Genomic DNA, 11,934 nt, shown 5'->3' with positions numbered 1-11,934 from the left:
CGCCCCAGTCGCGGGCCGCGACGGCGCTGGTCTGCGAGAAGGTCACCTCCTCGCGCAGCACCCGGCTGGTCGATTGCAGGACGTTGCCATGGACCTGATGCGTCACCCCGGCCGGGTTGACGACCATGCCGGTGTCCTGGCCGACGGTGACGCGGCTGACGGTGACCTCGCCGGTCGCGCGATTGACCGCGACATCGGCGACCCAGGCGGCCCAGGCGGCGCCGACGCCCGGCCAGCTGCCATGGACATAGCGCGCCTGGGCGAAGCCGCGCCCACGCAGGATCTCGCCATCCGCCTCCATGCGCGGGCCGACATGCGGCTGCCAGCCGGCGCGCTCGGCCGTCGCGCGCGTCAGCTCGGCGGCGTGCTCGTCATTGATGTGGCGCAGGCGGAATTCGACGGGGTCGACGCCGGCTTCATGCGCGAGCTCGTCGATATAGCTCTCATGGGCGAAGACGTTCGGCATGGCCGAGACGCCGCGCAGCCAGGAGGCGCGCACGATCGGCGGCATGTCATAGGCCGTCAGCCGCATGTTCTCGTAGTCGTAGGAGGGCAGCGCGGTGCGGTCGCCCATGCGGAGCGTCGCCGGCTGGTTCGGGATGCGGCCGGTCAGCAGCAGGGCCAGCGTCGGGGCGGCGTTCGACGGATACCAGGTGTGGAAGTCATAGGCCGGCAGCGAGCCGCCCGGGCCGAGCCCGCCCTTGATGTCGATGAGCTGGGCCGCGCCCTTCGGCTCCCAGAGATGCTCCTGCTCGCGGGTGAGCTGGACGCGCACCGGCGCACCGACCGCGCGCGACAGCAGCACCGCATCGGCGGCGACGTCGTCGGCGCAGTTGCGGCCATAGCAGCCGGCGGCCTCATGGCGGATGACGTCGATCCGCTCCTTCGGCAGGCCGGTCAGCAGCGCGAGATCGGCCTGGAGCGGAAAGGGGTTCTGGCTGCCGGTCCAGACCGTGATGCCGTCCGCATGGACAGCGGCGACGGCGCAGGACGGGCCGATCGAGCCATGCATCTGGTAGGGCCAGACGTAAGTTCGGTCGAGCCGCTTCTCCAGCGTCCCGAGCGCCGCCTCGACATCGCCCTCATCGACCAGCAGGCGCGGCGTCGAGGGATGCTCGCGCAGCGCCTTGCCGAGATTGTCGAGCCCGGCCGGGGCGGCCCATTCCTTCCACTCCGCCCGCAGCCTGAGCGCGGCCTCGGCCGCCTGCTCCTCGCGCTCGGCGACGATGCCGAGAAAATCGCCCTCGACCACGACGGCGCGGATGCCGGGAATGTCGGCGATCGAATCCCGGTCCACCGCGATGAGACTGCGGCCGACGAAATCGCCGGCGTCCATGCCGCCATAGGGCGGGCGGACGACGCGGCCATGCAGCATGCCCGGCACGCGGACATCGTGGACGTAAACGAAGCTGCCATCGACCTTGGCCGGGATGTCGACCCGGGCCACCGGCCGGCCGACCAGCTTGTGCCGGTCCGTCGGCTTGAACTGCGCGCTCCCGGCCAGCGGCAGCAGGATGCGTTCGTTGGCGAGCAGGGTTTCAAGGGCGATGGCCGGGGTCGCCGCTTCGCCTCGGAACAGCGCGCCGTCGCGCAAATCGATCTCGTCCTCGCCGCATTGCAGGGCGGCGGCGGCGAGCCCGATCAGCCGGGCGCGAATCTGGGTCGCGCCGATGCGCATCGCGAGCGAGGTGACCTGGATCGTCTCGCTGGCGATGGTCGGACCCTGGTCGGGCGTGTCGGCGGTATCGCCGAGCACCATCTCGACGGCCTCGAAGGGGAAATCGAGCTCTTCGGCCACCATCTGGGCGAGCGCGGTGCGGATGCCGGTACCGAGGTCGACATGGCCGGAAAAGGCGGCGATCCGGCCTTCCGCCGTGAGGCAGACATGCAGGTCGAGCCCGTCTTCCGGCGCGGCATCGGCGGGAGCGCCCTTGCGCGGCGCGACGACGGCGATGATGCCGCCGCGTTTCAGCAGCGTTAGGCGGGAGAGCGGGCTGCGGCCGTCTGCCTCGCTCATGGCGCGGCCGCTTTCTGCGTCCGGCCGCGCTCGGCGGCGAGCATCACGGCCCTGACGATCTCGACATGCGTGCCGCAGCGGCAGAGATTATAGCGCAGCGCCTCGCGCACCTCGGCCTCGCTCGGGTTCGGGCGGACCGCAAGGAAGGCTTTTGCCGTCATGATCATGCCGTTGATGCAATAGCCGCATTGCGCGGCCTGGGCATCGATGAAGGCCTGCTGGATCGGATCGGGCGCGTCGGCGCTGCCGAGCCCTTCGAGCGTGACGATCTCGTGCTCCGCTGCGAGCCTGACCGGCAAGGCGCAGCTGCGGGCGGCGACGCCGTCGAGCAGGACGGTGCAGGCGCCGCATTCGCCGAGGCCGCAGCCGAATTTCGGGCTGTTCAGGGAAAGGTCGTTGCGCAGGAAATAGAGCAGCGGCGTCTGCGGCTCGCCCTCGACGACATGATCGGCGCCGTTGACGCGAAGGCTGAAGCGCCGCGTCGTTCTCATGGCTCGCCCGAGCGGGGCGTCGCGCGTCTGTTCGCGATTGTCGTCACGTGACCCAAATCGTTCGTATGCGAATGAGAATAATGACAATGCAAGGCAGGCCGCAAGGGCGGATTTCGCTGACGTCTGGACGTCATGCTCGGGCTTGATCCGAGCATCTTAGGCCGGAGGAGGCTCCAATCGGAGCCTTCTCGTCACGAGATTCTCGGGTCTGCGCTTCGCTCCGCCCGAGAATGACGGCTGGAGCGGCGCCTCAATGCTGGACGGAGGGGATCTTCTCGGCCGGCGGGGTGTTGCGGCTGATGCCGCTGCGGACGATGCCGTCGATCACCACCATGCCGATGCCGGGCAGGTCGCCGAGCTCAATGCTGTTCAGGAAACTCGATCCGGCCGAATGCTGGGCCTTGTCCATGAAGACGAAATCGGCGCTGCGGCCGACCTCGATGAGCCCGCAATCGAGGCTGCGCATCCGCGCGGTGTTGCCGGTGGCGAAGCAGAAGGCGATCTCGGCCGGAACCTCGCCGAGCGAGGACAGCATCGAGACCATGCGGGCGATGCCGAGCGGCTGCACGCCGGAGCCGGCCGGCCCGTCCGTGCCGAGGATGACGCGCTCGAGCTCGCCCATCTCGCGGGCGACGCGCAGCGTATAGAGCGCGGCGCGCTCATTGCCGTTATGGACGAGTTCCAAGCCGCGCTTGCAGCCCTCGCAGATGCAACGGATCTCCTTGTCGGGCAGGGCGGTATGGCCGCCATTGATGTGGCCGACCACGTCGGTGTCGGCTTCGAGCACGACATCGGCGCCGATCAGGCCGGAACCCGGGATCGAGGGGCCGCCGGTGTGGATCGTCGACTGGATGCCGTATTTGCGGGCCCAGGCCACCATCTGCTTGGCGCGCGCACCATCCTTGACGCCGCCGAGGCCGACCTCGCCCAGCAGCTTGACGCCGGCCTCCGCCAGCTCCTTGAAATCCTGCTCGACCATGCCGGGCTCGATCACCGGCGCGCCGGCATGGATCTTGACCCCGCCGGGCCGGAAATTGGTGAAGGCGCGCTGGGCATAGATCGCCATCGCCTTGAGGCCGACGATGTCCTTGGGCCGGCCGGGGGTATGGACCTCGCCGGCCGAGATCATGGTGGTGACGCCGCCATGCATGGTCGAATCGATCCAGCCGATCTGGTTCTGGCGCGGCGTCCAGTCGCCGGCGACCGGGTGGACATGGCTGTCGATCATGCCGGGCGCCAGCACCGTGCCGTTGGCGTCGATCACGGTGTCGGCCTGGTCGGTGTCGAGGTCCTTGAAGCGGCCGATGGCGGAAATCCTGCCGCCGATCGCGACCAGGGTGTCCGCTTCCAGGATCGGGCGCTGGATGTCGCCGCTCAGCATCAAGCCGATATTCCTGATCACCAGCTTGTGGTTGCTGCCGACCGTCGCCGTCTGCTGTTCAGCCATCTCATCCGCCCTGTAAAGCCTTCGATATCCTCACCATCCCGATCCCGATTGACAAGTGCGAGCGAAGGCGGCATATCGTTTGTGTACGAACAAGTTTTGCACCCGCCTTCCCAGCCTGTCAAGCGGCGAGGATCCCGCATGGCCTTCGCGGTCACAAGTGCCTGCATTCGCTGCAAATACATGGATTGCGTCGAGGTCTGCCCGGTCGACTGCTTCTATGAGGGCGAGAACATGCTCGTCATCCACCCCGACGAGTGCATCGACTGCGGCGTCTGCGAACCGGAATGCCCGGCCGAGGCGATCGTCGCCGACAATGCCGAGGGGGCGGGGGAATGGCTGGCGCTGAACGCCAGGCTGGCGCCGCTCTGGCCGAACATCACCGAGAAGCGCGAGCCGCCGGCCGACGCCGACGACTGGAAGGGAATACCGGACAAACTCGACCTTCTTTCCGAACGCGCGGCGATGTGATATCTGGTGGCCTGCGTCCGATAATCTGCTTTTTCGCTAGACTATCTGAGGATCGACGAGATGAGCAATTTCTACGAGGAGCGCGTGCTCAGCGTTCACCACTGGACCGACACGCTCTTCAGCTTCACGACGACCCGCGACACGACCTTCCGCTTCAAGAACGGCCAGTTCACGATGATCGGGATCAAGGTCGACGAGAAGCCGCTGCTGCGCGCCTACAGCGTGGTCAGCACCAATTACGACGAGAACCTCGAGTTCTTCTCGATCAAGGTGCCGGACGGGCCGCTGACCTCGCGCCTGCAGAACCTGCAGGTCGGCGACCCGATCATCGTCGGCAAGAAGGCCACCGGCACGCTGGTGCTCGACAATCTCAAGGACGGCAGGCGGCTTTTCCTGCTCGGCACCGGCACCGGGCTGGCGCCCTTCCTCTCGCTGATCCGCGATCCCGAGACCTATGAGCGCTATGAGAAGGTGGTGCTGATGCATGGCTGCCGGCAGGTGGCGGAACTCGCCTATGGCGAGCAGATCACCCAGCATCTGCCCAAGGACGAATTCCTCGGCGACATGATCCGCGAGCAGCTGATCTATTACCCGACCGTGACGCGCGAGCCCTTCCGCAATCGCGGCCGCATCACCGACCTTCTGACCTCGGGACAGATCTTCGAGGATACCGGCATGGGCCCCTTCGATGCCGCCAGCGACCGCTTCATGCTCTGCGGCAGCCCGCAGATGCTGGTCGACCTCAAGCAGATATTCGAGGAGCGCGGCATGGAGGAAGGCAACCATGGCGAAGCCGGCGACTATGTGATCGAGCGCGCCTTCGTCGAGCGCTGAGTCGATCGCCGACCTTTACAACGACAAGGCAAATCATGCGGCCGGCCCATTCACGGGCCGGCCGTTTTTGCTTTCGTCCTTCTCTGCGTGTCATCCCGGGCGACCGCAAGGGAGACCCCTTGCGCGGGCCTGGCCGTCATTGCGAGGAGCGAAGCGACGAAGCAATCCAGAGGGACGTCGAGCGAGCCCCTCTGGATTGCTTCGCTCCGCTCGCAATGACGGAGAGGGTATCAGCCATGGATCCCGGATTTGCGCCACTTACGCGGCTTGTCCAGGATGACGACGCAGCGGCTACCGGTGCGTCAGCTGCCGGTCGAACAGCATCATCAGGCTGTTGCAGGTCACCGCGAAGACGGTGAGCAGCAGCGCGATCGCCATGATCGTGTCGATATGGCCGAGATTGATGGCGCTGGTCAGCAGGAATCCGAGGCCGCGCTGGGAGGCGAACATCTCGCCGATCAGCACGCCGAGCAGGGTCAGCGAGAAGCCGAGGCGCACGCCCGAGATGATCTCCGGCAGGATCGCCGGCAGGATCACGGTGAAGGCCGATTGCGACGGCGAGAGGCGCATCACCTGCGAGGTGCGGCGATAGACCGGCTTCATCTGGCGGATCGCGTTCATCGAGAACAGCGTGATCGGGATCAGCCCGTGCATCACCCCGAAGGCGATCTTGGCCGAGATGCCGAGGCCGAAGCAGAGCAGCACCAGCGGGTAGAGCACGACCTTGGGGATGGAATAGAGCGTGGTCAGGATCGGCTCGGCGACATTGCCGGCGAGGCGCCGGACGCCGAGGACGATGCCGAGCGCGATGCCCCCGGCCAGGGACAGCACGAAGGCGGCGACGAAGGCGCGCATCGTCTCGCTGATGTTCTCCCAGAATTCGGCAGTCCCGAGCAGCGAGCCGAGCTTGACGAGCGTCTGCAGCGGCGAGGCGATGGCGGAAGCGCCGACGAGCAGATGGAAGCCCTGCCAGAGCAGGATGAAGGTCAGGAGAACGATGAGAGTGCCGGCGAGTTTGGGCATGGCGTCACCGTTGGCGGCGCGCCTGGAGGCGCCGATCGATCATGTTGAGGAACGTGTTGACGATCGTGACGGTCACCAGGACGAGCAGGATGAGGGCGTACATGTGCCCGTTCTCGAACAGGTTGTAGGCATAGGCGATGGCATAGCCGATGCCGGCGCCGGAGAGGATGAACTCGGAGGCGATGACGCCGATGAAGGCGTAGGCGACCGAGAGCTTCACGCCGGTGAAGAGATAGGGCAGCGTCGCCGGCAGCTCGATCAGCAGCGCGGTCTTGACGCGCGACATCCGGTAGATCTGCCCGGTCTTGCGCAGGACGCGCGGGATCCGGTCGAGCCCGTTCAGCGTCGCGGTGACCATCGAGACCACGGCGAGCAGCACGGCGATGGCGATGATCGAGGCCGAGCCGACGCCGAACAGCGTGATGAAGACCGGGTAGAAGACGAAGGTCGGGACGGCGTAGTAGCTCGCCAGCAACGGCTCCAGCGCATCGCGCAGGCTGGGCAGCGAGTAGATGATCAGCCCCGCCACGAAGCCGAGCAGGATCGAAAGCACGGTCGAGATCGCGATGTTGGTGAAGGTCGTGGCGATGTCGGCCGAGAACTGGCCCGAGACCAGGATATGCGCCAGCTCGACCACCATCTGCGAGGGCGCGATCATCACCATCCTCGGGATGACGCCGGTCTGGCAGAGCAGCTCGACCAGCGCGATCATCGCCGTGACGATGGTGATACGCAGCCATTTCTCCGACATGGCTCAGACCTTCCCGGAGGACATGATCTTCATCGCCTCGACGCGCAGCTTCTCCCAGAGGCGCGCCGTGATGTCGCCGAAATGCGGCGTCGAGACCACGCGGCTGTCGCGATCCCGCTCCCAGCCGGTCTCGACGAAGTCGATGAAGGTGCCGGGCCGCGTCGACATCACGCCGACGCGGTCGGAGAGCATCGCGGCCTCGTCGAGGGCATGGGTGATCAGCAGCACGGTGGCGGAGGTCTCGCGCCAGAGCCGCAGCAATTCGTCGCCCATCAGCAGGCGGGTCTGCTGGTCGAGCGCGCCGAAGGGCTCGTCGAGCAGGATCAATCGCGGCTGCAGCACCAGGGTCCGGGCGATGCAGACCCGCTGGCGCATGCCACCGGAGAGCTGGGCCGGAAAGGAGGTCGCGAAATCCTTCAGGCCCATGAAGCCGACGGCGTAGTCGACCCGCCGGGTGATCTCGGCCGGGTCGACGCCGGCGCGCCTGAGGCCGAAGGCGACGTTGTCGCGCACATTGAGCCAGGGGAAGGAGGCATCCTCCTGGAAGACGACGCCGACGCCGTCGGGCACGCCGGCGACCGGCTTGCCCTCGAAATGCGCGGTGCCCGATTGCGGGGGGCTGAGCCCCGCAAGGATGTCGAGCAAGGTCGACTTGCCGCAGCCGGACGGCCCGACGACCGAGAAGAACTCGCCCTTGGCGAGATCGAGGTCGATCGGCCCGAGAGCGTGCAGCGTCGATTTCGGCAGCTGGAAGACGCGGGTGACGCCCCGCAGCGTCGCATGGGCCTCAACGGGCGCCGGCTGGGGCATGAGTGTCACGACCTTGGCGCCCGCTGCGGCCGCGCTCATTGCTTGGCCTGCAGATCGGCAGGCAGGAAGGACTTGTCGAGGACCTGCGACCAGTCGACGTCGTTCTTGACCTCGCCGATCAGCCTGAGCCCTTCGACCATGCGGTTGAGCTCGGCAATGTTGAACTCGCCCTCGCTCCACATCTTCGGTCCGATCATGTTGTCGACGGCTTCCTTGGCGACCGCCGGCTCGAGCTTGTAGAGCTTCTCGATGATCTTCGCGGTCTCGGCCGGGTCCTTGTAGATCGCCTGCACGCCGGCGCGGCGGCCGGCGATGATCGCCTTGAGCTTCTCCGGGTTCTCCTGCGCGAATTTGCGGGTGGTGATGCCGACCGAGGTGGTCATCGGCTTGAGGATGTCGCCGGCCTTGTAGAGCGTGCGGTACTTGTCCTTGCGGATGATCGCCAGCGGCTCGATCAGCACCGAACCGACGATCGCGCCCTGTTCCAGCATGGTGAGCGCCGGGACATAGCCGCCCGCCGCGACGCGCTGGACCTTGCTCTGGTCGATGCCCTTCTCGCGCAGCACCATCAGGAACAGCATTTCCGAGACGGATTTCGGCGAGGTGATCGCAATCTTCTTGCCGACGAGATCCTCGACGCTCTTGATGTCGGAGGTCGGCATAGTGACCATCGAGGCCTCGGCGACGCTGCGCGTGCCGGTGTTGACGATGACGAGGTCGATGCCCTGCGCCTTCGCCGCCAGGGCCGCGGAGACGGCGACCTCGCCATAGGGCGTCGTGCTGGCGAGGATGTTGCGCACCGTGGTGCCGCCGCCGCCGGAGCCGATGATGCCGGTGATGTCGATGCCGGCCTGCTTGAACAGGCCCTTCTCCATCGCGACCGCATAGGGCGCGCCGTAGAGGCTCGCTCCCCATTGCGTCACGGAAATCTCCTCGGCGCGCGCCGGTGCCTGCAGGCACAAAGCGGCGAGCGCCGCGGTCGCGAACTGCCGGATGCCAAAGAAAACCGTCATGCCTCTCTCCCGATTAGCTCATGCCCGCGATTGTTATCGTTCGGCAGGATGTCCATGTTTTTTATTTGTATACAAATAACGTCTCAGCATGCCGGAGCCTTGTCAAGCGGGTAGCGGCGGAGAAGACGACGGAGCTTTGAGCGGAGCAATGGAGCCTCGCCGCATAAGCAGCGCCCCGAATCTTTGCCGCACTGGACCCATTATGACCCGCAATTGGTACGAGAAGCTCCTTCTGCCCGGCGCGGAATGCACCTGCCGGGTCGCTATGCGGCCACAGTGCCAGCATCGGGGCCGCTGCGAGCTCTGGCAAGCGCGAATGGTGGAGCCGGGCGGATCAAAAATCGTTCGTGTACGAACTATACTGGCGCCGGTTCGATGCCGGTTGGGGGGCGCCGGCAAGCTCAGCTCGCGGCGGCGGCGGCCGCGAGCTTCGCCGTGAAGCCGAGCTGCCTTGCCAGCCCAGTCATGTCGGGCAGGACGGGAATCGCCGGCGGGAAGGGGTTCGCGATTCCCTCCGCGACGATGCCGACAAAGGGCATTTCGAGCTCCCGGGCGGCATCGAATTCGGTCGTCGAATCGCCGATGGCGACCACTCGGTGCGGGTCGTGGCCGTCTTCGCGCGCCAGCGCGGCGAAGGCGGCGAGCTTCAGCGTCGGCGCGCCGATGACGCGCTGGAAGAAATGGCGCAGGCCGCGGCTCGCGACGATCGCCTCGAGCTCGCCTTGCGGCGTTCCCGAGACCAGGTGCAGCGGCATCCGCGCCGCGGCTTCGGCCAGGAAATCGAGCGCGCCCGGGATCAGCCGGCAGGCGACGACCTTGTCGTAGACGATCGAGCGGTAGAGCTCCGAAAGAGCCTCGATCACGGCGGGGTCGGCTTCGCGGCCGAAGATCGCCGTCTCGAAATGACGGAACTTCTCACGCCGGCTGACCCCGCCATGAGCGTGATGGTAGCGGTCGATCGCCGCGAGCTGTTCCGGCGTCGCGTCGGAGTAGGCGTCCTGGAAGGCCTGCGACTTGATCGCGACCGAATCGACGATCACTCCGTCGAAATCGAGAACGATGCTCAATGGCGTGGTCTGCATGTCGTCTTGCGTTCCTTTGTCCGGCAATAGCCCAGAGCATGATCCGATCGGATCATGCGTGCTCCATCCATCGTTCAGAGGCGGATTCACCGATCAGGTTGATCCAACCTGATCCGATCCGACTCTAAGCCCTGATCGCGTCGAAGCTCTCGGCGCTCGCGAGCTTCCAGGCGGAGGCATAGAACTCACCCTCGACGCCGCCCTCGAGCAGGCAGCCCGGCTCGAGGAAGCGGTGCAGCTGCGAGAACAGCTTGATCTCGGAGCTGCTGATGCGCCGTACCAGGTGATGCGGCCCTAGCTCCGAGGGATGGCCGACGCCGGCGGCGGCCAGCATTTCGGCGAGTGCCTTCAGGGTATTGCGGTGGAAGTTGTGCACGCGCTGCGACTTGTCGGGCACGACCAGGGCCCGCTGCCGCAGCGCGTCCTGGGTCGCGACGCCGGTCGGGCAGCGATTGGTGTGGCAGCTCTGCGACTGGATGCAGCCGATCGCGAACATGAAGCCGCGGGCGCAATTGACCCAGTCGGCGCCGATGGCGAGCACGCTGGCCATGTCGAAGGCGCTGACCACCTTGCCGCTCGCGCCCAGCCGGATCCGGTTGCGCAGGTTGGTGCCGACCAGGGTGTTGTGGACGAAGAGCAGGCCCTCGCGCAAAGGCACGCCGAGATGGTCGGTGAACTCCACCGGCGCGGCGCCGGTGCCGCCTTCGGCGCCGTCGACGACGATGAAATCGGGCAGGATGCCGGTCGCCAGCATCGCCTTGACGATGCCCATGAACTCCCAGGGGTGGCCGAGGCAGAACTTGAAGCCGACGGGCTTGCCGCCGGATAGTTCGCGCAGCCGGGCGATGAACTGCATCATCTCGATCGGCGTGTCGAAGGCGCTGTGGCGCGCCGGCGAGACGCAGGTCTGGCCTTCGGGCACGCCGCGGGTCAGCGCGATCTCGTGGCTGACCTTGTGGCCCGGCAGGATGCCGCCATGGCCGGGCTTGGCGCCCTGGCTCAGCTTGATCTCGACCATCTTGACCTGCGGGTCGCGGGCCTGGGCGGCGAAGCGCTCCGGGTCGAAGCGGCCGTCATCGCTGCGACAGCCGAAATAGCCGCTGCCCAGCTCCCAGATCAGGTCGCCGCCGAATTCGCGATGATAGGGGCTGATGCTGCCCTCGCCGGTGTCGTGGGCAAAGTTCCCGAGCCTGGCGCCGCGGTTCAGCGCCCGGATCGCATTGGCGCTGAGCGAGCCGAAGCTCATCGCCGAGATATTCAGCACCGAGCCCGAATAGGGCTGCGTGCATTGCGGACCGCCGATCTCGATACGAAAGCCATCGGGATTGCCGACTGCAACCGGGCGCATCGAATGGCCGATGAACTCGTAGCCGCCGGCATAGACGTCGACGAGCGTGCCGAAGGGGCGGTCGCCGTCCTGGTTCTTGGCGCGGGCATAGATGAGCGAGCGCTGGCTGCGCGAGAACGGCAGCCGGTCGTCGTCGCTTTCGAGCAGATATTGCCGGATCTCCGGGCGGATACCCTCGACGAGGTAGCGGATGTGCCCGAGGATCGGATAGTTGCGGAGTACCGCGTGCTGCGTCTGGACGAGGTCGTAGATGCCGACCAGCGAGAGCAGGCCGGCGACCAGCGTGAACGGCCAGAGCCAGGCCCAGAGCGGCAGCAGGACGAGCGTGCCGAGCGCGACGAAGAGACAGCCGGCAAGGGCGGCATAGCGATTGAACAGCGAAAAAGGCAAGGCGGCCGGACCTCTTGGACGGAGCGTTCCCTCTCGGGCCATGCGACCCTCGGACAAAAACACCGGCGCGACAATGCCGGGGCGCGGCCGGCGGGGTCGGCGGCGATGGGACAGGCTGGAGCATGCTAATTTTTACTCGGAACCACCGCCGTCATCCTGGACAAGCCGCGAAGCGGCGTAGATCCGGGATCCATCATAAGGCTCCGGCGCCCTACGATGGATCCCGGGCCGAGCTTCGCTCGCCCAGGATGACGGCAGTG

Annotated in this window: 11 protein-coding genes; 2 read left to right on the top strand and 9 right to left on the bottom strand. The window is 66.5% G+C overall.

Going from position 1 to position 11,934, the window contains the following annotated elements; genetic code table 11:
* The 3 genes from V6M56_RS18075 to V6M56_RS18065 all read right to left on the bottom strand — a co-directional run.
* The coding region (locus V6M56_RS18075; protein WP_332685548.1) for a xanthine dehydrogenase family protein molybdopterin-binding subunit at positions 1 to 2,017 on the bottom strand (2,017 nt) is incomplete at its 3' end.
* Positions 2,014 to 2,508 carry a (2Fe-2S)-binding protein gene (locus tag V6M56_RS18070; RefSeq protein WP_332685547.1) on the bottom strand — a complete coding sequence of 165 codons (495 nt, stop codon included), beginning with the start codon at positions 2,506 to 2,508 and terminating at the stop codon, positions 2,014 to 2,016. The genes V6M56_RS18075 and V6M56_RS18070, both read right to left, overlap by 4 nt.
* Before the next feature lie 250 nt (positions 2,509 to 2,758).
* Positions 2,759 to 3,955 (bottom strand): amidohydrolase family protein, encoded by a 1,197-nt coding sequence (locus tag V6M56_RS18065; protein WP_332685546.1) that lies wholly within the window; start codon positions 3,953 to 3,955, stop codon positions 2,759 to 2,761.
* Between the two features lie 138 nt (positions 3,956 to 4,093).
* On the opposite strand from V6M56_RS18065, the gene fdxA reads away from it, so the two are divergent.
* Both fdxA and V6M56_RS18055 read left to right on the top strand, forming a co-directional pair.
* Positions 4,094 to 4,423, top strand: a complete 330-nt coding sequence (gene fdxA, locus V6M56_RS18060; RefSeq protein WP_332685545.1) for a ferredoxin FdxA — start codon at positions 4,094 to 4,096, stop codon at positions 4,421 to 4,423.
* Between the two features lie 60 nt (positions 4,424 to 4,483).
* Positions 4,484 to 5,257: a ferredoxin--NADP reductase gene (locus V6M56_RS18055; protein ID WP_332685544.1), complete on the top strand. Its 774-nt coding sequence runs from the start codon at positions 4,484 to 4,486 to the stop codon at positions 5,255 to 5,257.
* Between the two features lie 291 nt (positions 5,258 to 5,548).
* Here the strand turns inward: V6M56_RS18055 and V6M56_RS18050 are convergent, their stop codons facing one another.
* The 6 genes from V6M56_RS18050 to V6M56_RS18025 form a co-directional block, all read right to left on the bottom strand.
* Positions 5,549 to 6,280 carry an ABC transporter permease gene (locus tag V6M56_RS18050; RefSeq protein ID WP_332685543.1) on the bottom strand — a complete coding sequence of 244 codons (732 nt, stop codon included), beginning with the start codon at positions 6,278 to 6,280 and terminating at the stop codon, positions 5,549 to 5,551.
* 4 nt (positions 6,281 to 6,284) lie between these two features.
* Complete coding sequence (locus V6M56_RS18045; protein ID WP_332685542.1) at positions 6,285 to 7,031, bottom strand: ABC transporter permease; 747 nt, start codon at positions 7,029 to 7,031, stop codon at positions 6,285 to 6,287.
* Between the two features lie 3 nt (positions 7,032 to 7,034).
* On the bottom strand, positions 7,035 to 7,841 hold the full coding sequence (locus V6M56_RS18040) for an ABC transporter ATP-binding protein (protein WP_332685550.1): 807 nt from the start codon (positions 7,839 to 7,841) through the stop codon (positions 7,035 to 7,037).
* A 35-nt stretch (positions 7,842 to 7,876) separates the two neighbouring features.
* Complete coding sequence (locus tag V6M56_RS18035; protein WP_332685541.1) at positions 7,877 to 8,854, bottom strand: ABC transporter substrate-binding protein; 978 nt, start codon at positions 8,852 to 8,854, stop codon at positions 7,877 to 7,879.
* A gap of 401 nt (positions 8,855 to 9,255) precedes the next feature.
* Positions 9,256 to 9,936 (bottom strand): HAD family hydrolase, encoded by a 681-nt coding sequence (locus V6M56_RS18030; protein WP_332685540.1) that lies wholly within the window; start codon positions 9,934 to 9,936, stop codon positions 9,256 to 9,258.
* Between the two features lie 124 nt (positions 9,937 to 10,060).
* Positions 10,061 to 11,716 (bottom strand): FMN-binding glutamate synthase family protein, encoded by a 1,656-nt coding sequence (locus V6M56_RS18025; RefSeq protein ID WP_442881180.1) that lies wholly within the window; start codon positions 11,714 to 11,716, stop codon positions 10,061 to 10,063.
* Positions 11,717 to 11,934 lie beyond the last annotated feature (218 nt).

The organism is Allobosea sp. (assembly GCF_036675845.1).
GTDB lineage: Bacteria > Pseudomonadota > Alphaproteobacteria > Rhizobiales > Beijerinckiaceae > Allobosea.
The sequence above is the reverse complement of the archived record's forward strand: the minus strand, read 5'-3'. Positions and strand labels throughout refer to the sequence as shown.

Excerpts from the sequence above, each read along its gene's own strand:
- V6M56_RS18070 (WP_332685547.1), bottom strand. The coding sequence starts at position 2,508 with ATGAGAACGACGCGGCGCTTCAGCCTTCGCGTCAACGGCGCCGATCAT.
- V6M56_RS18065 (WP_332685546.1), bottom strand. The coding sequence starts at position 3,955 with ATGGCTGAACAGCAGACGGCGACGGTCGGCAGCAACCACAAGCTGGTG.
- V6M56_RS18040 (WP_332685550.1), bottom strand. The coding sequence starts at position 7,841 with ATGCCCCAGCCGGCGCCCGTTGAGGCCCATGCGACGCTGCGGGGCGTC.
- V6M56_RS18050 (WP_332685543.1), bottom strand. The coding sequence starts at position 6,280 with ATGCCCAAACTCGCCGGCACTCTCATCGTTCTCCTGACCTTCATCCTG.
- V6M56_RS18045 (WP_332685542.1), bottom strand. The coding sequence starts at position 7,031 with ATGTCGGAGAAATGGCTGCGTATCACCATCGTCACGGCGATGATCGCG.
- V6M56_RS18035 (WP_332685541.1), bottom strand. The coding sequence starts at position 8,854 with ATGACGGTTTTCTTTGGCATCCGGCAGTTCGCGACCGCGGCGCTCGCC.
- V6M56_RS18025 (WP_442881180.1), bottom strand. The coding sequence starts at position 11,716 with ATGGCCCGAGAGGGAACGCTCCGTCCAAGAGGTCCGGCCGCCTTGCCT.
- V6M56_RS18055 (WP_332685544.1), top strand. The coding sequence starts at position 4,484 with ATGAGCAATTTCTACGAGGAGCGCGTGCTCAGCGTTCACCACTGGACC.
- fdxA (WP_332685545.1), top strand. The coding sequence starts at position 4,094 with ATGGCCTTCGCGGTCACAAGTGCCTGCATTCGCTGCAAATACATGGAT.
- V6M56_RS18030 (WP_332685540.1), bottom strand. The coding sequence starts at position 9,936 with ATGCAGACCACGCCATTGAGCATCGTTCTCGATTTCGACGGAGTGATC.